Raw genomic sequence first — 23,065 nt, forward strand, 5'->3', positions numbered from 1 at the left:
CTTTGTTATTTTAGTTTGCAGCCTTTAGCAAAAAATATAAGGAGTTGAATTCAAATTGGGGAGTATGGAGCTATTATATATTCTAACGAGGTGTTTGCTTTAATATATTATTGACGGCAGGTAGATCAAGGACTTATCACTTTATTCTATCGAGGTATTTTTAAGTATATATATGTAAATGAAGAAAAGCCCTTATTAAGGGCCTTTCCCGAGCTATTCACTTTTTTTGAATTGAGATAGTAATTCATCTGCCATGATTTTTGAATCCAAACGAGCCGCTATATATGGAGGCTGGACCCGATTATTGGACTCTACGGGCAGCCCTAGCCAGACAACTCGTTTATCCAAGATGATAAACGAAAAGGAAACAGGTGAACAAATAAATTGATCAGAGTGGATATCAGGGTTTCTTTTTGCTGAAATGATCGTCAATTTCACTGCAGGGTTTCGTTTCATTAAATATTGCTGCCATTCTTCTGACAAACTGTTCAAATCCGGAACAGCAAAAACCATCTCTAGTTTTGTTGATTCAATATCTTCCTGAAAGTCCCCCAATTTACGGGCATGCATCCATTGTAATTTCGGATGCTGATGTTTTACCCATTTTCCAATGTCTTTCTTTGATACAATCTGATCATTTTGAATTTGATGATCGACAAGCTGACGAAGTGTTTTGCTGCGATAAACGTGTTTGTTAACAAATGAAGTGTCACATACATGTACGAACTTACCCTTAGTCCTTGTTATGGCCACGTTAATGAGCCTTTCACTTTCTCTCCCTGTCAATAACATTCCAGCCCTGTTTTGCGGATAACTATCAACTGTGTCAAAAATCATCATCTCCCGTTCACTTCCCTGGAAACGGTGTACAGTTGCAGCGATGATATCCGCCGTTTGCCGTTCTTTGTCATATAAGTCATCCAATAGTTTTTCCATCAAATCTGCCTGGGCACGATATGGGGCGACATAACCGATTGACCTTGCCCCGCCCACATAAGCTTCATGAATCAGTTGAAAAGATAAAAGCAATTGCCATATATTCATTCTCGAGTGGGATGTCCGTTCAGTGATGCAATATTCCCCTGCTAAGCTAGTATCGAGCAGTGCCGCTGCCTTATTGGCAAATGGTTCCGCCAGCATTATTCCCTCCCTGCTGGTCGCAACACTTTTATGATCGCCAACAAAATTGTTATAGACGACACGATTAGTGAATGCTGAAATATCCGGATGCATGCGGCGCTGTTCCTTTAATAGGAATAAATGGGGATGAAGTTCTCCTTCTTCAACAGACTGGGCGACACCAGCGCGATGAAAAATGTCTTCCTTCAGCCAAAGTTTCACTAGGGAATCACGAGCCGAAGCAATAGGTGGCAATTGTTTGAAATCACCACAAACGATAATATGCTTGGCTAACGCTGCAGCAAAAGCCACCTGAGGTACGTATGCCATACTCGCTTCGTCCAAAATGACCAGATCATACTCCTTTTGATAAACCGTTTCATCATTTGCGGCTTTAGCCAAGGTCGTTCCGATGACTTTTGCTTCTTTTACGAATTGAATCTCTTTTTGGCGGATTTTCTCCAAGACTTTGGCCAGCTTTTTCTCTATCTCAATTAATTGATCTGTATCCCTTTTACTGAAGGACCCTGCCAAGTCATGCTTTAACAGACGTTTCTCTTCGCCAAGCTCTTCTTTTTCTTTAACTAATGTCGGTTCATGTTTACCTAATAATTGCCCTGTAACAATATCATCATGGATGGCTAGTGATTCACCGATTTGAGATCCATAGCGAAGCACATCGCCTTCTTTGAAACGATCTTTCTTTTTAATGAATGACGAAATTTCAGCCATCAAAACATCGACAGCCTGGTTGCTATGGGACAAAACCAGAACTTTTTTATCCTGTAAATAATGATTGGCTACTGTACGAGCCAATGTATAGGTTTTTCCTGTTCCAGGGGGTCCCCAAACAAAAGTGACAGGGTTGAATTTCGAGCGGGCATATAATTCTTTTACGCTGCTTTGTTTTTCAATTAAAGGATGTTTTTGCGGCATGGACGGATCCATCAGGCGCTTGATCCTAAGCCTTTTCCTTTTGCTTCTCTTGATTTCATCCAGGCGGATGATCAATTGCTCAAGCAATTCCCAAGGGTCGTGGTATAAAAAGGCTTCATCGATCATATCGCCTAGCGAACGATCAAAAACAATGATTATACTTTTCCCTTCCGATGAGAGGATTCTCCCCTCTTGCTTAATCCCTCCCCATTCCAGTCGAACGAGGGAACCGACAGGGATTTTTATCGATGAACCTGTTTCGAAATAATAGTTGAAAGAATCGCCACCTGTAAGCAGATGGCCGTTCGAAATCAGGTATTTTGTGCTGCCATATTTTTTCAAATGCAGGATTTCAAGTTGAAGCGCCTGCTGCCATTCTTTTATATAATTAACTGTCGAATTCATTTTTCACTTTCCTCACAAAATATGCCATTGAAGTACAAAGAAACTGGCCCATTGGCTAGGCTCCGAAGTAGAAAATAACGCTGTTACCAAGACTTTTTGCGCGATACCTGTTTCTTAAGCATATAAAATAAGGCCCAATCAATAGATTGGGCCTCTCCTACGCCAATGTTTTAACTATAGCATTTTTCATAAAATCATACCATGGGCTCTTTTGGAAGAAATGGTTTAGATTAGCCTTCTGTCAACTCAGTGAATTGGTCGACAAGATTGCTGAAAATCTTCATTGCGTTTTCGATTGGATCAGGTTTAGTTAAATCTACGCCTGTTTTCTTAAGCAGCTCCAATGGGAAATCGGAACTCCCGCTTTTCAAGAAGGTCAAATAACTTTCAAGTGTTTTTTGGTCCCCTGAGAGGATTTTATCAGCGATGGTGATGGCTGAAACGTAACCAGTAGCATATTTGTAGACATAAAATGGACGATAAAAGTGTGGGATACGTGACCAGCCATACTTCACTTCTTCATCGAAAATTATTTCATCTCCATTATAAGCACGAAATATTGATTCATAGGCTGTATTAAAAACCTCGGCATTTAGAGGTTCATCATTTTCAGCTTTTTCATGTACGACCTTTTCGAACTCCGCAAACATTACCTGTGTGAAGAATGTTCCTTTAAAACTATCTATGAAATGGTTAAGTAAGTGTTTTTTCTTCTGCACGTCTTTTGTAGTCTTAATCAAATGGCGAATCAAAAGGATTTCATTCACAGTGGAAGCAACTTCAGCGACAAAAATGGAATACCCAGCACTTATTTGCGGTTGATATTTTGAACTATAGTATGAATGCATTCCATGTCCAGATTCATGTGCAAGTGTAAACACACTGTCTAAATCATCACGGTGATTTAATAAAATGAAAGGATGAACACCATAAAGTCCTAAATTGTAAGCACCTGACCGTTTTCCAGGTGTTTCCCTTACGTCGATATATCTTTTTTCCTTAAAGGTTTTCAGGATTGTGATATATTCTTCGCCAAGAGGTTTCAGTGCTTCAACCATCAAAGAAAAACCATCATCGTAAGAAATCTCCTCTTTAGCGCCTTCGACTAATGGCACACTTAAATCATAGGCACGCAATTCCTCTACACCAAGCAATTTTTTTCTTAAATGAATATATTTATGCATGGGCCCGATATTTTGTTTAGTAGACATAATCAAATTATCATAAACCTCTTTTGGAACTTGATCTCCAAATAGAGATTTTTCCAAGGCTGATGGATAATTTCTTAGTTTTGAAAGATTCACATTATTCTTGATTGCAGTGGAAAGTGTGGAAGCGATTGTATTCTTCAATTGTACATATGGCTGATAATAGGCGAAATAAGCCTCTTTTCTTTTATCGCGATCATCGTCTTCAATCAATTTGGAATACATTCCCCTTGTCAGCTCTACCCTCTCGCCGTCTTCATTTGTAACTTCCCCAAATTTTATATCAGCATTGTTTATCATCCCGAACGTTTTTTGAGGTGCTGAAAAGGCTTCGCCTATTTGGGAAAGTACCTCTTCTTGTTCTTTCGTTAACACATGGGCTTTATAGCGGAAGGAATCAAGTAAATCCTCCTCAAAATATTTCAAACCCTCGATTTCATTTATGTACCCTTTTAATGTGTGTTCTTCCAGGCTCAAAAGAAACGGCATGAAAAATGCAGAAGCATTACTGATTTTCTGCCCTAACTTACCAGCCCGATCCAATAATGCTTGTGATGAGGTTACCCGAGTATCCAAATCAGCTTGCAGCATGGCAAATACATATAGCTTGTTATAAATGTACCCAAGTTCCTCACTTAATCGTAAATAATCGAACAAATCTTGAGCTGACTGAATCCGACCATCATAAGTTTTTAATTTTTCTGCCATCTTCAGGACTTCTTGATAATCTTTTTCCCAGATAGTTTGATCATCGTAAATATCCTCTAAGTTCCATGTTTCTTCTATTTTTATTTCGTCACGTGATTTAAACGTTTGCATATTATCTGCACTTCCTTTCATCCTTAATAGCTTACCCTTTATTATAATCGACTTTCAGAAAAATCTGCATAGAAAAACCAGTATGCTAAAAATACATACTGGTTTTTCTTTTTACAATTAGAATTTTGCTGCAGTTTCAGCAACTTTCGCCAATCCTTCTGCAACGATATCCTGAGAGCGATCTGGATATTGATTATGTCCCTCGATTACAACTGTTTCTGGGTTTGTTATGCCCCATAAGTTTAAATTCATCGTTACGTATTTCTCTGCCATTTCAGCAGCATCCATTCCAGGCAATGCATAATCTGATCCGCGTGCATTAAGTAACGCCACTTTTTTACCACCAGCTAAACCGACTGGGCCTTCAGCTGTATATTTGAATGTTGTTCCCGCTTGAGCAAGATAAGAGATATAAGTTACCAATGGTGCCGGAACCGTTGCGTTCCATAGCGGGAAGGCAAATACCACTTTGTCGGCAGCAAGGAATTGATTCAAGTATTGTTGCACGATATCGGCAATCTCCACTTCTTCTTCAGTCAATTCCATGCCTTGGTTGCGTTTATATAGGGCAGTGATCGCTGTATTTCCGTAGTAAGGTAAGTTCAGTTTAAATAAATCCAATTCAGTTATTTCATCGTTACTATTTGCTTCCTTATATGTGTTCAAAAACGTTTCATACATTTTGACACTGATTGCTTGATCCGCTGGACGGTCATTTGATTTAACAAATAATACTTTAGACATTTTTGTTCCCCCAATTGTTATTATTGTTTGTTTTTTTAAAAATAGCATTTAATCCATATATCTCGAATTAACTGCAATTGCTACTTTCACATTATAAATCTGAAAATCTTATAAGGCAAGAAATATGTTTTTTATTTTGCGCGCCTTTATTTTTTTATCCCGAGGCTTTCTAAGCAGGACGCGAAAAAAACCGAGAGCAATTTGCCCTCGGTTAAGTTAACTCTTTATGATGGAAGGGGCACTTACCTTTTATCGGTTCTATATCATCCCCTATGAAAAATTGTTTCCATTCATTATGATTTACATCTCCAAAGTGACTGATATCCGGATGTTTAGGAAGGTTATCCCATTTCTCCACTCGTTCACGAACCTTTTCACGTGACATGATTCCCCCTTTTTCCGTTCCCTCCAAGCCCTCAAAGATCATCCGGGGTTGGAATCCAAGTACAAGGCTATTTCCTAAATCACGCGTTTTACGCTGTTTATAAGCAGGTGCATTACCAAAGACAAAGATTGGTTCCCCTGCAAAATGATAGTCCCATAAATAATGCTCGGGATCTTTCGGCTTTTCAATTGGCCAAGGCTTTTCATCCGCTTTATGTAAGTATTGCAGGATATCCCAAAACCTTTTACGGTAAAATTCTATATCACCCTCTATTGATTCAGGCTCCATAAAGACGAAAAGACCGTGCCTGATATATGGTGGTTCCTGAAATAAATCAAGAAAACTTTCCACTGCTTTTGGGAGATTGGACCAATCTTTCTGTGTGATATAAGCATACCGAAGTTCCCCTTTATTTTCAGCTTTCATACCAAAATAACAAGGAAAGGTTTTATCGGTCACTGTATTATGGAATGTTTGATATTCCTTAATTAGCCATTGCGGCACTCGATCGGGATTTGTCATATCTTCTTTTGTTAACAAACTTGAATTAGCAGTCAGCATCATTTTTCTCCTTAAATCGTTTTATTATATGTTACCCGCTTTAAATAAACTAAAACTTCTACGTACCTGTGCACCCTATATAATTACTTCTTTATTTAAGGGATTATGACTTCCTCCAGGTTCATCGGAATTCAATTAAAAACATTCGATCTGCATGTTAATCATTTTCTTTACAATAGGATAACCTAAGAAAAAAATAGGAGTGGTGCTTAATGGCAAGGAGAAGGAAAATTCTAGTATCTGAAGCGAGAAAAGGACTAGATGATTTAAAAGCCAAAGTTGCTGGTACAAAGAATCCCGAAGAAGCAAAGTTTGAAGTGGCAAAGGAAATTGGCGTACCACTGAAAAAAGACTATAACGGTGAACTGACATCCAAGCAGAATGGAAAAATAGGCGGAAAATTAGGCGGAGGCATGGTCAAGGAACTTGTAAAGATGGCACAGGAAAACTTACGGAAAAAACATTAACAAGATTCGATCCCGTTTGTTAGTGCTCCCCTTTAAAAGCTCATATATAGAAACTGGACTTAACACGTTGGATGGCATTAAACCATAAAAAAGCCAACCTTAACGGGCTGGCTTTTTTAAAATTAACTAATTCTCACGGGTGAAACTCTTGAAACTACTGACATTATTAATTCCTCCGACATCGGGTAATTAGTGGCAGCTGGATCCGTCCTTACTGCTTTAAGAATTCTTTCCATATCGGATTGGTTAATTTCATAGGCGCTGAAGTCAGAGGGCAGCCCAAGATCGGATAGGAAAACACGGAGCTTTTCCACCACTTTCACTAAGGTTCTTTTTGAATCTTCATCATGGATTTTCACACTAAAGGCTTCGGCTATCAAATGGGCCTTTGGAAGATATAAATCCGGGGTTGATTCCAATACGACCGGTAATAACACAGCATTGGCCAATCCATGAGGAATACGGAATAACGCCCCATATGCGTGGGCAAAGTTATGAACCGGGATCGCATTCAATGCACTACAAAATGCAGTGATTCCCATCATGCTTCCATGAAGCATTTCCATTCTGGCCTCAATATTTGTTCCGTCCTTTACGGCCCCCGGTAAATTTCTATCAATAACTCGGATGGCCTGAAATGCATAAGCATCGGTTATTGATGTAGCCGCAGGTGAAACGATCGCTTCCATTGCATGTGTCAATGCATCTGCACCAGTAAACGCCGTAATGTCACTCGGCAGTCCGACTGTTAACTCAGGATCTAGAATGGCAACATCCGAACTTAAAAAAACATTGTATATATTCATTTTCACTTTTTTATGTTCATTATATATGACTGCTATCGGAGATACTTCAGAACCGGTTCCTGCTGTTGTGGCTACGGAAATATGCGGGATATTCATGGATTGGGCTTTTGGAAAACCCTCATACAGATAGCCGCTTGGAATTGCATCTTTAATATCCGTAATTCCTTTGTATAATCCGAATTTCAATGCCTTTGCGGTATCAATGACACTCCCTCCACCGATGGCAAGTATGGCATCGGCATTCACTTCGCGTGCATATTTCAATGCTTCATTTACACATTCACTCGCTGCGTCTTGTGTAACACCCAGAAACTGTCCAACTATTTCAGCTCTGGCACCTAAATTCTCCTGATCAAAAGTTTCGGCAACTTTATTAACGACACCTGCATTTTCCAAGCCCGCATCACTTACGAGTAGAATCCTTTTGGCCCCGAGACCATTGAAAAGGTTTGGGATGAGTGAACGAGTGTTAGTGCCACTGTAAACCGAAGTCCTTAGCCAAAAATTCGAATGAGCGTTTACTTTCATACAGATCACCTCAGATATATAAGTTTATATTCATAGTTAAGGATTGTTTATACCCTATCTCAAAGTTCCTGATGGCCATTCATTAACAAACATACTAAATAGTAAGCTTGTATCTTTTACCGGCTTTACAAAACCCCATATTCCTTTTCGTTACTTTGATAGATTTCTTCAATCCCCTTCCCTTTTGCCCTGGCTAAAATCTCCATCCGCACCGTTAATTGTTTCATGGTAAAATTCAATATAGCTTGTTGGTCATTGCCAAATGGATTTCCTAACCGATCATATCCCTCCGTATTTAACGCGATGGCCAGAGGAGAAAGTTCCTCCATTCTCTTTTCAACCTGTTTAAAGATATGTGGATGTTCACTGATGATTCTCTGCAGCAGGAAGGTCCCATAAGCAATATGGCGTGATTCATCCTTCTTCAAAAGACCCACGCCTTTTAATAAACCAGGCATCATTTTATTAGCTTCAAGCGTTTGATAAAAACCGAAATATCCAGTTTCTGCAAGAACACCCTCGGTAAACATATTATAAACAGTGGCTGCTTCTGCCAATGCTTCAGGGGATTGGTCGGATAAAAGTTTCTCCATCGCTTCAGGCAATATTTCGTAAAAAATCGATTTATAAGTGTCTGAATGATAAACTGTCAAATCACCCGTTTCACCAACCTGATCTAATGTATAACGAAAGAACTCCATATGCTTCGCTTCCTCGAACAGAAATGTCGTTAAGTACATTTCTTCTTCAATCCTGCCTTCTTTGGCTATCGTCATAATGAGAGGCAGCAAATCCAAAGTCACTGCTTCTTCCCCGCCTTGAAAAAGTGAAATGATCCGTAATAACACTTGCCTTTCAATATCAGTAAATGACTTCCAATCTTCTTTATCCTGGCTGAAATCAATGTCACGAGGATTCCATATACCGAATCTTTTGGCCTTTTGATAAAGTTTAAATGGCAGGGTATCTTCTCTAAAACTCCGGCTGGTGGTCGTTAAATTCTTTCTTTTCATGGTAATGCCTCCTTAAAATTAAGAACTTTAAACTTTTGTATCCAAGGATTTATTAAATTTGTAAGAGTTTTCATTATATTGTAAGATATTAGTAGCATTTATCCTAGCACTGAAAATGTAGGGAGGAATAAAGTCGAATGCTTGAGGAAACTATGATGAATCATGTAAAAAAGATTTCCCATCAAAAAGATATGGCAAATAAAGCACAAATGATCTTAAAGGGCTGTGTGGATTTTTTTTCATTTCAACGCGCTTCTTTATTCAGTTACTCATGTTTAACAGGAATGGGTGAAGGAATATGTGCATGTACGAGTGAAGATACCTTTTCATTACATAATGTTAAAGAAAATATTCATGATATATATCCCATCCACCAAGCAGTCATCCATAACAAACCCATATACTTAACCATCCAACATGCGAAATCCTCCATCCCCGCAAAATACGTTAAAAGGTTTTCCATCTCTTCATTGGCTATCATTCCGGTAATTGTGAATGACATGGCCATCGGTTTAGTGTTGGTTGATCCCATTCACGCTAACGAGCCTGTTACCAAGAATGATTTAATGAAGCTTTCCCATTATTTAAAATTGGCCGTCGGTTCGACATTGGATTCCGCCCCTCCCACTTACCTTCTAAGCAAACGTGAAGTGGAGGTCCTTCAATATTTAGCCAATGGATTGGGATTAAAGCAAATGGCACCAAAGATGAGCGTTAGTGAATTTACAGTCAGAGATCATATTTCTTCTGCTATCAGGAAATTGGGAGTGAATCACCGGACCGAGGCCGTCGCTGTTGCCATAAGGCACAAAATGATTATGTGAAACAAAAAAAAACTTCAAAGAAGGTTTCAGACTGTAAACAAACTCTATAAAATCGAATTTTTTTACGGTTTGTACAATTTGAACGTTGATTTCCTCTCCAGGCACTCACTTTTCCCGCAGGCGTCTCGTACCCTCCGTTCCAATCAACTTTGTTTTAACTTTTAAATAGAACCCTTTTGCCTAAAGTCTTCATTTGAGGTGATGAGGATGCTTTCTAAAACATGATTCTATTCAGCGAAAACACGGAGGTCTCGTTGAGCCTCAATACATAATTTTAGGCCAAAATTCAAAGGGAATTTCAAAAGGGGGTTCGGAATTTTTAAATTCCGAACCCCTTTTGTTTAAGTCTCATTGAGTCACTTTTTCTTCTACTTTCGTAGTCCAATTCAACTCGTCTGCGACTTTACCTGTTTGGACACCTGTCAGTGTATCATAAAGCTTTCTGGAAAGTTCGCCAGTTTCCCCGCTTTGAACAATCATTTCTTCACCATTCCACAAAAATTCACCAATTGGTGATATGACCGCGGCTGTTCCCGTTCCAAAGGCCTCTTCCAAGTGACCTAATTTATGGGCTTCATGGACTTCCTCCATCGAAATGCGTCTTTCCGACACGGGAAGACCCCAATGTTTCAGCAATTCTATAATGGAATCACGAGTAATACCCGGAAGGATGCTTCCATTTAAAGCAGGGGTGATGATTTCACCATTAATTTTGAAGAAAACATTCATGCTTCCAACTTCTTCGATATACTTTTTCTCCACTCCGTCTAACCAAAGAACTTGGGCATAACCCATCTTTTCTGATACTTCCTGGGCTTTTAGGCTCGATGCATAATTACCGCCCGTTTTGGCTTCACCTGTACCTCCATTAACTGCACGTGTAAAAGCTGACTCCACTGCAATTTTAACTGGATGGATGCCTTCTTTATAATACGAACCTACTGGTGACATGATGATGATGAACTGATACTTATTCGATGGAGATACTCCAAGATAAGGCTCAGTAGCTATAATGAATGGTCTGATATATAAAGATGTCCCTTCTACCTGGGGAACCCAATCCTTATCAACGCTAATTAAAGTCTTTAAGGCCTTCAACGCGAAATCAACGTCGACATCCGGTATGCATAATCGGCTATTCGAACTATTTAAGCGTTGGAAATTCTTTTCCGGACGGAATAAGATAATTTCATCCTCTGGTGTTGCATATGCCTTCAATCCTTCAAAAACGGATTGACCATAGTGAAAAATCATAGCTGACGGCTCCAATGAGAGCGGTTGATAAGGAACAATTCTTGGATCATGCCACCCTTGCCCTTGTGTGTAATCCATAATAAACATATGATCGGTAAACTGCTTACCGAACTCAAGCTGGTCCGCTTGTGGTTTTTCTTTCTTTGTTGTACTAAGCGTGATTTGCATGTCATGTTCCTTCATTACCAAAACCCCTTGTTGATTAAATTTACAAGATTTCACTTCCATAAAATCTATCTTTAATTAGTTTACTCCTATAAGGAATCATAGTTCAAGCCTTTAAGACGAAATTTTCGGAATTTTTTAAAATAAATGGGTTTTTCTTTGATTTCCAGACTATGATTCCTGAAAAAAGAATCAATTATTCCTGAAACCACTAAAAATATCAATTCCGGGTGGTACGCTAAGATGTCTTGAATATTAGATTAATTTTATCAAAATAATCACTATAAAGCCAATGAGAATAATTCTGTTTCATCGCAACTTAAGAGTAAATTCAATCGTTTCCCTTTTTGTAACCAGGAAAATCGATAAATGAAAAGACTTTTGGCAGATTCGTGAATAAAACACCAAAGCTAATACCTGCAAACCTTATATGTATATTAAAATCCTTAGAATATATAACATTTTTAATCCGAATCCATAAAGTGTTTTTTCCCAACTCTAAGCACAGAGGAAAATTTTACTTGAAATTCAATTTAGTAGTTTACTACTAAATAATATTCTTATATACTTATCCCACAAGATAGATAAAACGCATGCAAAACGATATATTATAGATAAAACGCATGCAACTTTCTTATTTTTTAACGAAAAGGGGTAACAACATGACAAAAAACAGATGGTTAATCGCTTTATCCGCTATCGCCATTCACCTTTCCATTGGTGGTGCATACGCATATAGCGTTTACAAAAAACCATTAGTCGAGACTATGGGGTGGTCAGAAACTGAAGTAACGTTAGCATTCACAATAATGATGGCGCTTGCAGGAACTTCTGCTGCCTTCTTTGGCAAATTCGTAGAAAAAAATGGTCCAAGGAAGTCAGCAATGGTCGCTGCCGTATTATTCGGTTTAGGTCAAGCTGGTTCCGGTTTAGCAGTAATGGTCGATTCACTTCCGCTTTACCTAATGACATATGGGGTTTTAAGTGGACTTGGTATGGGGATTGGGTACATTTCACCAGTATCCACTTTAGTCAAATGGTTCCCAGATCGCAGGGGATTGGCAACAGGAATGGCAGTATTAGGTTTCGGTGCCGGAGCACTCATTACAGCCCCAGTAGCTGCAAGCCTTATGGAATCCGTTGGCATTTATACTACATATTATATTTTAGGCGCAGGCTATTTCATATTGATGTTCTTAGGAGCATCCTATATTGCACCTCCAAAGGCCAACTGGCTACCTGAAGGAATGAAGAAAGATATTGAGTCCGGTAAGAAAGAACTGAAGAAAGACCTAAGGCAATTAACTGCAAAAGAAGCGGTTAAAACTAAACACTTCTGGATGTTATGGTCCATGAAACTGATAAATACAAGTGCAGGGATCATGATGATATCGGTAGCTTCACCTATGGCTCAAGACGTTGTTGGTCTGTCTGTAGCAGGTGCAGCAACATTAGTCGGTATTATGGGAATCTTTAATGGCGGAGGAAGACTTGGCTGGGCAGCAGCATCGGATTATATTGGACGTCCAAATGTTTTCGTCATTTTCTTCATCATTCAAATCGGAGCGTTCCTTTTACTTCCTACCACTACAAATACACTATTATTCCAAGGACTCATCTTGCTGGTCGTGAGTTGTTATGGAGGAGGATTTTCAAATCTCCCAGCATTTGCCGGGGATTTATTTGGAACTAAGGAAATTGGGGCCATCCACGGTTACCTTTTAACTACATGGTCTCTAGGCGGGGTTTGCGGACCTATGTTAGTTACCGCAATCAGGGAAAGTACGAACAGTTACATCCCAGTATTCTATGTTTTCGCAGCATTAATTGCGATAGCATTTGCCATCTCCATCTGGTTGCGTCTGGACATTAAAAAAATGCAAACAGAACAGAAACAAGGAGTAACGAACACATTCAGTAAAATATCCTAATTTAAAACCTAGTAAAAAGGCATTATCAAGTAAAGTTCCATAACCGGAATTTACCTTTGATGATGCCTTTTTTGTTTTGGCCTAACCGGCGGCTGCTTTTAAAAAATTTACGGATATCTTCCGGATCGATGTCTTTTTGGAACTTTTTACGATTTATCATCCCAGCAGGATTTCTTGCTGGTGCAGTTTTGCGCATTGCTTAAACTTAACCGCAGTAGTCTAGGGAAATGCATTCATTGGGCATATCGACTTATGAACGTGAGGACAGGTAAAAGTCAAAATGACCAAATATTTTTTAAAGTTGACTTTCATATTTCAGTGAAAGTCTGTTTTTGTTTGCTTGCCGCTATATTAACAGACTGTATTCCCATTTAATTCTGGTCAGCTATATCGAAAAAAGTTGAATGATCATTTTACACCAAACAATTAGAACAAGTTATTTAGTTTAACATTAAGCTAAATCAGGGAATCAAGTAAGAGATGGAATTAGGGGGGATTGTCTTGTGGATCAATAAACCGTTTTTCAAATATGCATGCGCGATCATTTTGATCATTTTGATTATTTTTTTACTAGGTAAGATTGATTATGTTCTGCAGCCGCTACAAAAAATCATTGCTGCGATGTTTTTCCCTATTATTGTGGCTGGGCTTTTATACTATATATTACGTCCGGTCGTTAACTTTTTAACTGAATTTATCCCGAGGTCAGCTAGCATCTTTACCGTTTTTTTAATTATATTTAGTATGATTGGGATGGTAGGTTACTTTGGCAGTCCTGTAATCGTTGACCAATTTCAAAAATTATCTGAAAACCTCCCCAGCAAAGTCAAGGCATTGTCTAAAGAATCTGAAGTCATGATTGAAAAAAATGATTTTGGCATGGTCAATATGGAAGAATTGAAAGAAAAAGCGGTCACACATTTGAAAGATTACTCCGAAAAACTCATAGTGAATGTCAATACCATTTTTTCCACGATCACTAGTGTTTTAACAGTATTGGTCATTACACCATTCATTTTATTCTATTTCTTGAAGGATGGAGATAAATTAAGACCATTTCTATTAAAATATATTCCGACCGATGTAGAATCAGAGGGAAACACGATTTTAAAAGACGTCGATAAAACCCTTTCAACTTATATTATCGGTCAATTCATCATATCAATCGTCATTGGAACTTTGATGTATATTGGCTACCTTATTATCGGTCTCGATTATGCACTTGTACTAGCCCTATTCGCCATGATTTTTACCGTTGTACCATTCCTTGGTCCATTAATAAGCATCATCCCTGCCCTCTTCATTGCCTTACAGCAAGACATTGGGTTGGCAGTGAAAGTACTCATTGTCCTTACCGTTGTTCAACAGGTCGAAGGGCACTTGGTTACACCGAATGTTATGGGAAAACGTCTTAACATTCACCCACTTACCATTATCTTATTGCTGCTTGCTGCAGGATCAATATACGGTTTCATTGGCATTTTAATCGCTATCCCCACGTATTCCGTAGTAAAAACAATCATAGGGAATTTCAGGAAGTTTTATAGCTTACGGAAAAGGGTTGCATAATCAGGAATGGTTGTCTACACATTTAATTAAAGACGCTTGAAAAATAAAACAAAAATCATTCATCAACTTTTCAAACTGTAGACAAACTTTAGGATAAGCGAGTTTGCCTGCAGTTTTTTGATTTTCAAAACGTTCCAGTTCATCCACATATAACAGTAAAAAACAAGAAGGATAACCTATTCTTGATTTTAAATCTCTTTCGTGCCTCTTTTTATAGACAAACTAAAAACGTTGATAATTCTATCAACGTTTGTTTAATAATTTTTTAACAAAGCGCTTGAAAAACGCTTTGAAGCTTTTCTTTTTGATAACTTGCTGGGCATGAAATTTCTTCTCGATATGAATTTCCTCTTTGTTTATGGCATTATTTTCTGCCAATACCAGACCCAAATCGGAGTTGTGATCTTTGTTTAGGACAATTTTATAAGGAATATTATGACTCATTGCCAATTTAATATATTTCCCTAAATATTGATAGTCCATCTGACCATTTAAAAACAAATTTGAACGGGGATACTGCTTCATCATCTGCTCTATCTCCGGATATACATTCGTTTCAAAGACTTGGCTTTTTTTTAGTACGATGACGACGCGCTCCCGTAATGTGCCCAGAAATTCCCTTCGTTCACCAGGCTTTATTTCTTTTGGACCATGGATTCCTTGTTCTAGATAGTCCTCCACATTTAGGCGTGACAATTCTTTTCCACCTCCGCTTTCACTTCAATAATGTATGTAATATGGCCAAAAATAGTGCCCATCATTCTTTAGGTATGCAAACAATCAGAAAGTACTCTGGGTTTAAAATACCCATTGTTAGTTTACCCCCACTTTAAAAAATTGTCACTTTAGCCCCACTTCATGCATAGGATAGTATATGTGTAAAAGTAGGTTGCTTAAATGAGGGACGGGGAAAAACATGAGGAAATTAATTGTATTTATATTGATATTCGCCTTTACTTTTGTTGGGTTCAGTAATACTTCAGGTGCGGCAGCAAGACAACTGATTATCATCAATAAAGCCAATAATCAGCTTGCCTATTACGAAAATGATAAGTTGGTGAGGGTATTCATCGTAGCGACAGGAAAGAAAGCCTCCTACACTCCTGAAGGAAAGTTCAAGGTAGTGACAAAGATTGTGAATCGTCCCTATTATAAAGGCAACATTAGAGGCGGAGACCCAAAAAACCCTCTAGGTAAAAGATGGCTGGGGATCAATGCAAGGAATACACCAGGAAATACGTACGCAATACATGGCAATAATGATTCTACAACCATTGGGAAATATATAAGTGCCGGTTGTATTCGGATGTATAACAATGAAGTTCAGTGGCTGTACGATAGGGTGAGAATGAACACTGTAGTCTTGATTGCCAGTTCGAATAGATCATTTGCCACCATAGCTGCCACGAATGGATATAAAGTGAGCGGATCTGTGAGCCTACCTGTAAATACCAACTCCACCCTAAAAAAAGGAAGCAGTGGCCCCCATGTAATTGAACTGCAAAAAAGATTAACTAAACTTGGATTCAGCACTAAAGGAGTGGATGGGTCATTTGGAAAAAACACCGAAACGGCTGTAAAAAAATTCCAAAGCTCTAAAAAGCTTACTTCTGATGGGATCGTCGGACCAAAAACGAAAAAAGCGCTTGGACTTAAATAATTTTCATTGCCGATATCCACTTTTAGAGGATATCTTTTTTTGTGCTTCAACTTTCCAACCTATACATTATTACCCATATCGTCTTTAATTTCCCACCACCGGTTATTGACTTTATGTTATAATTTATACATCAACAGCTAATCATAATCGCACTGTCATTACATAAAAGGAGGTAATACAAATGTACGATGAAATTCTCGTTAATTCCATTAAAGCAATTTTTGTTATTGGCACCATCTCGATGTTTGTGATATTAGGATTCGTAAAAGGACGCCGGTTTTAACTTTATCCAATTCTTTAAAATATCCTCACTTGCCTGATTACTTGTATTTTTTTCATACCGGTACTCAGGTTATTTTTAGTCAGAAAAAAAGCATATCCTCTCTGGGCATGCTTTTCCTTACCAATTATCCGTTTTATCTAAAAGTTGATCGATGTCAAATGTATCAAGATGGAATGGAACTGACTCTTCTGCTATCGCTTCAGTGGCTAACAATAATTGGTCGATATCGATAATGGCCAAAACAGTCCTCTCCCTTTTTTAATTGTCTTTACCCTCATTTTTAATACTTTAAACAATTCGTTCAAAAGAAATTTTATTAGAGGGTATCCTTAAAATTTTACATTCGACATTTATTTAAGATGCAGTGAATCTTGTTCAGATCCTTCCGGAGAAAGCGTATGTATCAATTTAACCAGCTTATAAAAGGTCCCGCTGCAGATTGTTACCTCGGGCAGATTATGAAATATTGATTTTTTATTAATATGATAATTGTCTTTCTCAGGCGAATACACAATTATTTTCTTATTTAAAGATAAAGCATAGCCAAGCTCATATAGATTACCTTTTCCTGCGGTTAGGAAGATCAGCATGAAATCGGCTTCCTCAATCCCCTTTTTCTCATATTCTCCAATGCCGTCCGTTATTTGGTTTTTCTCATCATTCGTAATTAAATTCAAGTCATTCACACATGTAAACCCTTTTGAAGTCAATTTCTTGATCAATGATTTGACTTGCTTCAAATTTTTTTCGTCTGATGCTATATAATATTTCACACATACACCTCCAAAATATATAACTATTGATACTTTTTACCTACGTTACCTATACTATACATATTCGTTATAAAGAACGCAATATCCTTTCCCCAAAATTAAAAAATAATTAAATCGAAATTTCAAACGAAACAAAAAACCATCATTCCTCTACAGGTCATGATGGTTACAGACTGAAGACATACCCTATGAAAATCGAGTTTGCCTACTGTTTTTTTAGGGGTTTGTGCAATTTAAACGTTAATTTCCTCTCCACCAGGCTCTCGCTTTTCCCGCAGGAGTCTTGCACACCCGCTCCAATCAACTTTGTTTACTTTTAGATAGACCCCTATTGCCAAAAGTCTTCATTGTTTTAAATAGAATGATTAAAACTTGAGGAGATGGGGATGCTTTCTACTGGATAAATACTTGGGCGTCCTACTCTGAAAACATATTTTTTACCAAATCAGAAAGGAAAGTGAAGCCACTCCGGAGTATTTTATGCAGTGGTCACTGTCGAGTTCACCTTATACAAAAAATAATATTCTATGTATGTATTAAGTGCCTGACAATCCGGGTTACAAAATTTTCATTGAATCTCAAGAAATGCAAAATAAAAACCTTGTCCTTTAACCGGCAAGGTTTTTTATTTTTCATATGTGATATTTTCTATTTCAATCCTGAAGGGTGCAGCCTCACAAATATTGATTCCCCTATCCAGATTTACCTTTTCCATTTCACTTGCATCCGGGATTCTTTTTTTATCGTGAATAAAATGTTCGACCATGGATTCCAGCAGTTCTTGAGCACAAGCTAAGGCATCTACCCGATTCCTACCGCTAACGGAAGAAATAATTCCTTCTCGCCTAAAATCCGGGAAACAAACCTGAACGGAAAAAGAGTCGATAATCAACGGGTGTTTTTCATAATAGAATACGGCTGGGTACTCAAAGATTTGAATGGTCAAAATATCATCCCTTCATACAAAATTTAGGTTTTTATATTAATTATAACATGAATTTCCATTTTATATAGGATTAATTTACTTTTCTTTGTTTGTCAAGTTTATTTTAGCACTCAATAGGTTGTTATGTCCGTATTCACTGCGAAATAAAAAAACACCAGGAAAATCAGAATCATGAGAACATTCAAGATTATTCCAACAATGCTGCACACTTTTCCAGCTGTCACTAATCCTTCTCCAGATTCACCAGTAAGCTTAATTTCTTGTTTACTCTTCGATGCAAATATTAAACCGAGAATACCTAATATGATGCCTATGAATGGAATAAACAAAGATAATACACCCATGATCAATGATACAATCGCTTTGCTATTGCTTCTTTTAATTTCCGACATATATTCCACCTTCTTTCTTCCATTATATATACGGTTATTAAAAGCAAAAGATTCATTTTTTGTGTATTCATTCATCACTATTATTCCAGTCGATTCCAGAAATCCACGCCTTTTCCGCCGACTGTATGCCAAGCCTCATCAAAGCAAGCGCCTGTGGGGTCCCGGCTAGCCAGTTATTCGGCAGGAGTGTCGCAAATTTCTTCAATCTATTGGGGTTCACAAGGAAATTACATGAAGGATAACCAAGTATAGTTTTATAATCATAGTTAGGGGTGAGACACTTCCGAACCTCGTAGACAAGTAGAAAACGACTCATTTCTGAGCCGTTTTTTTAGGTTCGTTTCAATTCAAGTCTCTGGGCTACCAAAGAAAGGCTATAATTCACAATGAAGTACATGAGAGCCACCAGGATCAAAATCGGTATTAAATACTTTTGACTTTGTCCATATATGATTTGACCATGATGGGTCAGCTCCGGCAAAGAGATGACAACCGCTAAAGAGGTATCCTTTAATAAAGAAATGAATTGGCTGACAATGGGAGGAACCATGCGGCGCAGCGCTTGGGGCAGAATAATATGTATCAATGCCTGTGTATAGCTCAAACCTGATGAACGGGCAGCTTCCATTTGGCCTTTATCAATGGATTTTAGCCCACTTCGAATGACTTCAGAAATCATGGCTGACTCAAAAATTGTCAAGGCAACTATGGCTGCTGGAATGATTTCCAGTTTAATCCGTATCTCCGGCAAAGCAAAATAGGTAAAAAATATTATTAATAACAGAGGCAAATTACGCACCGTTTCTACAATCAAAGCTAATATTTGTGATAACACCGGCACTTTTGCGTATCGGATTATACCTACAAGACCGCCAATAATGAAACTTAGAATAATGGATATAAAAGCTACCTGGAGCGTTACCCAAAATCCTTCTAATAAAAACTTAAGATTATCTGGTGTATAGGCACCTGCAAAATCCATATCTTATACCTCCCTCAATTACTCTTAGCCAGACGTTTTTCCAAATAACCAACGCCAAAACTTAAAGGAATGGTAAGAATTAAGTAAAACGCTGCAACGAAAATGTACACATCAAATACAACAAAAGTCCTTGAAGAAATCAAATCACCGTGGTACATAAGATCGAGTCCTGCAACAACGGCTAAAATGGAAGAATTCTTTACTAGATTGATAAATTGGTTTCCTAAAGGAGGAATGACTATTTTAACGGCCTGCGGCAGAATGACGAGCCTCATTGCCTGTCCATAAGTCAGACCTGATGAACGGGCAGCTTCCATTTGACCCTTTGGCACAGAAAGTATGCCTGCTCGAATTGCCTCAGCTATGAAAGATGAAGTGTAAATGGTCAAGGCTAATGTCCCGGCGTATAGTCCGCTTAGTTTAAGACCGAGAAAGAAGAAAAAGGTTATGATCAATAACGGAATGTTCCGAATGAACTCGACATAGGCGGTACCCAGCCAGTTTAGTGGCTTTAATGGTGCAATCCGCATGATGGCAATTAGCACACCAAGAATCAAACTGGCTATCAACGCGACCAAACTCGACATGATCGTATTTTTAAAGCCTAATAAATACATATCCAGATTCTCTGTTAAAATGGAGAAATCAAGCACGGCATACACTCCTTTAACTAGTAAGGATGAGCAAAACGCTCATCCTCATAGACAAATGTTCAAATGTTATTTAAGGTCAGCTTCCCTTATCCATTTGCTAAAATGTTTAATGTTTAATCCATTTATCATGGATTTCATCGTACTTGCCTGAATCTTTAAGAGACTTAAGGGCTTTATTCAACTCTTCAACAAATTCAGCATTTCCTTTTTTCACGGCAATACCATAAGGTTCTTCCGTAAATGTACCGCCAACAAGCTCATAACTTGGATCTTCATCTGCCATTCCATAAAGGATGGAATCATCCGTGGTCAATGCATCCCCTTGTCCGGATTTAAGTGCAGCGAACGCTTCGGAATAGTTTTCAAATTCAAGCACTTGTGCTTCAGGAGCTTTTTCACGGATATTTATGGAAGAAGTAGAGCCCTTGACAGCCAATACCTTTTTCCCTTTTAAACTATCAATACCCTTGATATCGCTGCCCTTTTTGACTAATAAAGATTGTCCTGCGTCGAAATAAACATCAGTGAAGTCTACTTCTTTTTTACGATCTTCCGTGATTGTCATGGTCGCTACAATCGCATCGATATCACCATTATTCAATAATGCCATCCTGGTTTTAGAAGTCACTTCTTTAAATTCAACTTTATTCTCATCACCAAGGATTTCTGCTGCAAGAGCTTTGGCAATATCAATATCAAAGCCTTCAACCTCTCCAGTACTAGGATTCTTCAATCCGAATAGTCTTGTATCATTTTTCACCCCAAAAACGATCTTATCCTTTTCCTTCACTTGTGCGAGAACATCTTTTTCTTTGTCTTTGCCTCCACCCTCTTCAGCTTTGTCTGAATCGTTCCCCCCGCCGCATCCAGCTAATAAAATGACAGCCAGTAAGGATAGCAAAGATAATTTTAACCATTTCTTTTTCTTCAACATGTAATTCACCCCTGTTTTTTTAATGATTTAATATACGGCTAAGGAATAAACGAGCCCTCTCTTCACGAGGATTGGCGTAAAACTCAGCCGGTGATGCCTCTTCTAAAACCCTGCCTTCGTCCATGAATACGATTCGATCCGCTACTTCACGGGCAAATCCCATTTCGTGCGTGACCACCACCATCGTCATACCTTCATGGGCAAGTGCTTTCATTACATCCAGTACCTCGCCAATCATTTCTGGATCCAAGGCTGAGGTAGGTTCATCAAATAGCATGATTTCAGGTCCCATTGCCAAACCTCTGGCAATCGCTACCCGTTGCTGCTGTCCACCTGAAAGCTGAGAAGGAAATGAATTCGCTTTATCTCCAATCCCCACTTTGTCCAGATACTTCAGTGCAATCTTTTTCGCTTCCTCTTCGGATTGCCCTAGAACTTTCCTGGGAGCAAGCATGATATTCTCGAGCACTGTTTTATGAGGATATAAGTGAAAATGCTGGAAAACCATACCGATATTCCGACGAAGTTTGTTTATGTCCGTCTTTTTATCCGCTACATTTAGACCATTTATTGAAAGGGAACCTTGCGAAATGGTCTCTAGACGATTAATGCATCGAAGCAGTGTACTTTTCCCTGAACCCGAAGGTCCGATGACCACTACCACCTCCCCCTTCTTAATTGTAAGATTAATTTCTTTCAATACATGGAAATCGCCATAATACTTATTCACTCGGTCAAAAACTATCATAATTAGCCCCCTGCCCAAAACTGAAAATTTATAATAATCAGAATTCTAAAAGCGTAATATATCACTCTCTTAACTCGAAACAAATCTTATGTATAATCCTTTCTTCAAAAATTATTTCCCAATATTTCATAATTCATCGTGAAAAGTCCATTTTTATTGTTATTTTAAACTAGTAATTCAAATAATATATTCAATATTCACATTTTTTATTATATATAATATTTCTTAAAATTACCATATAAACTTTAAATTGTTAAAAACGATATTATATTTCATGATATTATTGCTATATTTCATAAAACTGATAAATTTAAACTGATATCCATAAAAAAAATTCCCTCTTTTTGTAAAAATGCATTTATTTCCCGAAGGCTTAATACGCTCTTAAAAACACAAAAAGACAGCTATCGCTGCCTTTTTCATCATTCCTTTATCGCGTCTTCAAATGGCGCTGAATATAAACCCCTTGGCGCCAGCATATCCGTATCCGATTCACGGGTTTCCCCTCCGTGAGTATATGGACCTACTGGAAAAAAATCAAACAAATCACTTTCCTTATGTATGATCAAGAAATAATCGTATAAATCATCCATAAGTTCCTGATGTTCATCTATTTTCACGATTTCGCCATATTCATCAATTTCAAAGTTTTCATTTATCGCATCCTGAAGTTCCTCATTATTTGAATACGCGATATAAAAATCGACATCACCGCACTCCATGCATAGCAAGAGTTTTTCTTCCAGTGACTCTTCATAGGTTTTCAGAACGATTCCCTTTAAAATGGCATCAATCTTTCCAGTATTAGTCAGTTCAATTTTAGTCTGGAACATAAAACCCCTCCAATCAAATACAGGCATTAAAAAAAGTAAACACCAGTTTAACAAGCTTGCCCTTTAATTTTAAATGAAAATGTTTTGGACCTAAATCCAAGTCCACAAGTCGTTCACTAACCGCGAG

Annotated in this window: 23 protein-coding genes; 5 read left to right on the forward strand and 18 right to left on the reverse strand. The window is 38.1% G+C overall.

All coding sequences use genetic code 11. The features are described from left to right. Positions 1-213: 213 nt before the first annotated feature. The 4 genes from ACYP5M_RS04470 to ACYP5M_RS04485 all read right to left on the reverse strand — a co-directional run bounded on the left by ACYP5M_RS04470 (position 214) and on the right by ACYP5M_RS04485 (position 6,177). Entirely contained in the window at positions 214-2,460 is a 2,247-nt protein-coding gene (locus tag ACYP5M_RS04470) for an AAA domain-containing protein (protein WP_101225400.1), read from the reverse strand. Positions 2,461-2,690: 230 nt separating this feature from the next. Continuing rightward, positions 2,691-4,487, reverse strand: coding sequence for an oligoendopeptidase F (gene pepF, locus ACYP5M_RS04475; RefSeq protein WP_452445004.1), 1,797 nt, complete (start codon positions 4,485-4,487; stop codon positions 2,691-2,693). A 117-nt stretch (positions 4,488-4,604) separates the two neighbouring features. After that, positions 4,605-5,279 carry an FMN-dependent NADH-azoreductase gene (locus ACYP5M_RS04480; RefSeq protein WP_452445005.1) on the reverse strand — a complete coding sequence of 225 codons (675 nt, stop codon included), beginning with the start codon at positions 5,277-5,279 and terminating at the stop codon, positions 4,605-4,607. Positions 5,280-5,442: 163 nt separating this feature from the next. Continuing rightward, on the reverse strand, positions 5,443-6,177 hold the full coding sequence (locus ACYP5M_RS04485) for a YqcI/YcgG family protein (protein ID WP_101225402.1): 735 nt from the start codon (positions 6,175-6,177) through the stop codon (positions 5,443-5,445). A gap of 212 nt (positions 6,178-6,389) precedes the next feature. Here ACYP5M_RS04485 and ACYP5M_RS04490 point away from each other — a divergent pair, with 212 nt between their 5' ends. After that, positions 6,390-6,644, forward strand: a complete 255-nt coding sequence (locus tag ACYP5M_RS04490) for a small, acid-soluble spore protein, alpha/beta type (RefSeq protein WP_434167019.1) — start codon at positions 6,390-6,392, stop codon at positions 6,642-6,644. Between the two features lie 122 nt (positions 6,645-6,766). Here the strand turns inward: ACYP5M_RS04490 and ACYP5M_RS04495 are convergent, their stop codons facing one another. Together ACYP5M_RS04495 and ACYP5M_RS04500 are read right to left on the reverse strand one after the other, a co-directional pair. Next, positions 6,767-7,978 carry an iron-containing alcohol dehydrogenase gene (locus ACYP5M_RS04495; RefSeq protein ID WP_459734707.1) on the reverse strand — a complete coding sequence of 404 codons (1,212 nt, stop codon included), beginning with the start codon at positions 7,976-7,978 and terminating at the stop codon, positions 6,767-6,769. Positions 7,979-8,103: 125 nt separating this feature from the next. Further along, complete coding sequence (locus ACYP5M_RS04500) at positions 8,104-8,991, reverse strand: R2-like ligand-binding oxidase (RefSeq protein WP_434167021.1); 888 nt, start codon at positions 8,989-8,991, stop codon at positions 8,104-8,106. Between the two features lie 137 nt (positions 8,992-9,128). Between ACYP5M_RS04500 and ACYP5M_RS04505 the strand changes: the two genes are divergently transcribed. After that, positions 9,129-9,815 carry a response regulator transcription factor gene (locus ACYP5M_RS04505; RefSeq protein WP_101225406.1) on the forward strand — a complete coding sequence of 229 codons (687 nt, stop codon included), beginning with the start codon at positions 9,129-9,131 and terminating at the stop codon, positions 9,813-9,815. Positions 9,816-10,163: 348 nt separating this feature from the next. Here the strand turns inward: ACYP5M_RS04505 and ACYP5M_RS04510 are convergent, their stop codons facing one another. Continuing rightward, the gene (locus tag ACYP5M_RS04510) at positions 10,164-11,252 is read right to left on the reverse strand and encodes a branched-chain amino acid aminotransferase (protein ID WP_101225407.1); all 1,089 of its coding nucleotides are present in this window, start codon (positions 11,250-11,252) and stop codon (positions 10,164-10,166) included. Positions 11,253-11,896: 644 nt separating this feature from the next. Here ACYP5M_RS04510 and ACYP5M_RS04515 point away from each other — a divergent pair. Continuing rightward, a complete protein-coding gene (locus ACYP5M_RS04515; RefSeq protein ID WP_230175891.1) occupies positions 11,897-13,165 on the forward strand; it encodes an L-lactate MFS transporter in 1,269 nt (422 codons plus the stop codon). 501 nt (positions 13,166-13,666) lie between these two features. Further along, entirely contained in the window at positions 13,667-14,734 is a 1,068-nt protein-coding gene (locus ACYP5M_RS04520) for an AI-2E family transporter (protein WP_101225409.1), read from the forward strand. A gap of 243 nt (positions 14,735-14,977) precedes the next feature. Here the strand turns inward: ACYP5M_RS04520 and ACYP5M_RS04525 are convergent, their stop codons facing one another. After that, positions 14,978-15,430 carry a YueI family protein gene (locus tag ACYP5M_RS04525; RefSeq protein WP_452445007.1) on the reverse strand — a complete coding sequence of 151 codons (453 nt, stop codon included), beginning with the start codon at positions 15,428-15,430 and terminating at the stop codon, positions 14,978-14,980. Positions 15,431-15,650: 220 nt separating this feature from the next. Here ACYP5M_RS04525 and ACYP5M_RS04530 point away from each other — a divergent pair, with 220 nt between their 5' ends. Then, a complete protein-coding gene (locus ACYP5M_RS04530; RefSeq protein WP_452445008.1) occupies positions 15,651-16,394 on the forward strand; it encodes a L,D-transpeptidase family protein in 744 nt (247 codons plus the stop codon). A gap of 400 nt (positions 16,395-16,794) precedes the next feature. On the opposite strand, the gene ACYP5M_RS04535 is transcribed toward ACYP5M_RS04530, so the two are convergent. The 10 genes from ACYP5M_RS04535 to ACYP5M_RS04580 all read right to left on the reverse strand — a co-directional run bounded on the left by ACYP5M_RS04535 (position 16,795) and on the right by ACYP5M_RS04580 (position 22,938). After that, positions 16,795-16,917 (reverse strand): hypothetical protein, encoded by a 123-nt coding sequence (locus tag ACYP5M_RS04535; RefSeq protein ID WP_272492815.1) that lies wholly within the window; start codon positions 16,915-16,917, stop codon positions 16,795-16,797. Between the two features lie 110 nt (positions 16,918-17,027). After that, positions 17,028-17,450 carry a nucleoside 2-deoxyribosyltransferase gene (locus ACYP5M_RS04540; protein ID WP_157831145.1) on the reverse strand — a complete coding sequence of 141 codons (423 nt, stop codon included), beginning with the start codon at positions 17,448-17,450 and terminating at the stop codon, positions 17,028-17,030. Positions 17,451-18,075: 625 nt separating this feature from the next. Further along, positions 18,076-18,396: a hypothetical protein gene (locus tag ACYP5M_RS04545; RefSeq protein ID WP_137020179.1), complete on the reverse strand. Its 321-nt coding sequence runs from the start codon at positions 18,394-18,396 to the stop codon at positions 18,076-18,078. 110 nt (positions 18,397-18,506) lie between these two features. Next, positions 18,507-18,788, reverse strand: a complete 282-nt coding sequence (locus tag ACYP5M_RS04550) for a DUF4190 domain-containing protein (RefSeq protein WP_459734708.1) — start codon at positions 18,786-18,788, stop codon at positions 18,507-18,509. Positions 18,789-18,855: 67 nt separating this feature from the next. Beyond that, entirely contained in the window at positions 18,856-19,104 is a 249-nt protein-coding gene (locus ACYP5M_RS04555; protein ID WP_452445010.1) for a hypothetical protein, read from the reverse strand. 15 nt (positions 19,105-19,119) lie between these two features. Beyond that, complete coding sequence (locus ACYP5M_RS04560; protein WP_459734709.1) at positions 19,120-19,770, reverse strand: amino acid ABC transporter permease; 651 nt, start codon at positions 19,768-19,770, stop codon at positions 19,120-19,122. 14 nt (positions 19,771-19,784) lie between these two features. After that, positions 19,785-20,423: an amino acid ABC transporter permease gene (locus tag ACYP5M_RS04565; protein WP_048687123.1), complete on the reverse strand. Its 639-nt coding sequence runs from the start codon at positions 20,421-20,423 to the stop codon at positions 19,785-19,787. Between the two features lie 106 nt (positions 20,424-20,529). Then, positions 20,530-21,357: a transporter substrate-binding domain-containing protein gene (locus ACYP5M_RS04570; protein ID WP_101225415.1), complete on the reverse strand. Its 828-nt coding sequence runs from the start codon at positions 21,355-21,357 to the stop codon at positions 20,530-20,532. Between the two features lie 19 nt (positions 21,358-21,376). Continuing rightward, positions 21,377-22,105, reverse strand: coding sequence for an amino acid ABC transporter ATP-binding protein (locus ACYP5M_RS04575; protein ID WP_048687119.1), 729 nt, complete (start codon positions 22,103-22,105; stop codon positions 21,377-21,379). A gap of 422 nt (positions 22,106-22,527) precedes the next feature. After that, positions 22,528-22,938 carry a hypothetical protein gene (locus tag ACYP5M_RS04580; protein ID WP_101225416.1) on the reverse strand — a complete coding sequence of 137 codons (411 nt, stop codon included), beginning with the start codon at positions 22,936-22,938 and terminating at the stop codon, positions 22,528-22,530. Positions 22,939-23,065 lie beyond the last annotated feature (127 nt).

Source organism: Peribacillus sp. N1 (assembly GCF_054600815.1).

Excerpts from the sequence above, each read along its gene's own strand:
- ACYP5M_RS04480 (WP_452445005.1), bottom strand. The coding sequence starts at position 5,279 with ATGCTATTTTTAAAAAAACAAACAATAATAACAATTGGGGGAACAAAA.
- ACYP5M_RS04580 (WP_101225416.1), bottom strand. The coding sequence starts at position 22,938 with ATGTTCCAGACTAAAATTGAACTGACTAATACTGGAAAGATTGATGCC.
- ACYP5M_RS04515 (WP_230175891.1), top strand. The coding sequence starts at position 11,897 with ATGACAAAAAACAGATGGTTAATCGCTTTATCCGCTATCGCCATTCAC.
- ACYP5M_RS04500 (WP_434167021.1), bottom strand. The coding sequence starts at position 8,991 with ATGAAAAGAAAGAATTTAACGACCACCAGCCGGAGTTTTAGAGAAGAT.
- ACYP5M_RS04470 (WP_101225400.1), bottom strand. The coding sequence starts at position 2,460 with ATGAATTCGACAGTTAATTATATAAAAGAATGGCAGCAGGCGCTTCAA.
- ACYP5M_RS04530 (WP_452445008.1), top strand. The coding sequence starts at position 15,651 with ATGAGGAAATTAATTGTATTTATATTGATATTCGCCTTTACTTTTGTT.
- ACYP5M_RS04560 (WP_459734709.1), bottom strand. The coding sequence starts at position 19,770 with ATGGATTTTGCAGGTGCCTATACACCAGATAATCTTAAGTTTTTATTA.
- ACYP5M_RS04485 (WP_101225402.1), bottom strand. The coding sequence starts at position 6,177 with ATGCTGACTGCTAATTCAAGTTTGTTAACAAAAGAAGATATGACAAAT.
- ACYP5M_RS04555 (WP_452445010.1), bottom strand. The coding sequence starts at position 19,104 with ATGAGTCGTTTTCTACTTGTCTACGAGGTTCGGAAGTGTCTCACCCCT.
- ACYP5M_RS04570 (WP_101225415.1), bottom strand. The coding sequence starts at position 21,357 with ATGTTGAAGAAAAAGAAATGGTTAAAATTATCTTTGCTATCCTTACTG.
- ACYP5M_RS04505 (WP_101225406.1), top strand. The coding sequence starts at position 9,129 with ATGCTTGAGGAAACTATGATGAATCATGTAAAAAAGATTTCCCATCAA.
- ACYP5M_RS04550 (WP_459734708.1), bottom strand. The coding sequence starts at position 18,788 with ATGTCGGAAATTAAAAGAAGCAATAGCAAAGCGATTGTATCATTGATC.
- ACYP5M_RS04575 (WP_048687119.1), bottom strand. The coding sequence starts at position 22,105 with ATGATAGTTTTTGACCGAGTGAATAAGTATTATGGCGATTTCCATGTA.
- pepF (WP_452445004.1), bottom strand. The coding sequence starts at position 4,487 with ATGCAAACGTTTAAATCACGTGACGAAATAAAAATAGAAGAAACATGG.
- ACYP5M_RS04510 (WP_101225407.1), bottom strand. The coding sequence starts at position 11,252 with ATGAAGGAACATGACATGCAAATCACGCTTAGTACAACAAAGAAAGAA.
- ACYP5M_RS04495 (WP_459734707.1), bottom strand. The coding sequence starts at position 7,978 with ATGAAAGTAAACGCTCATTCGAATTTTTGGCTAAGGACTTCGGTTTAC.
- ACYP5M_RS04490 (WP_434167019.1), top strand. The coding sequence starts at position 6,390 with ATGGCAAGGAGAAGGAAAATTCTAGTATCTGAAGCGAGAAAAGGACTA.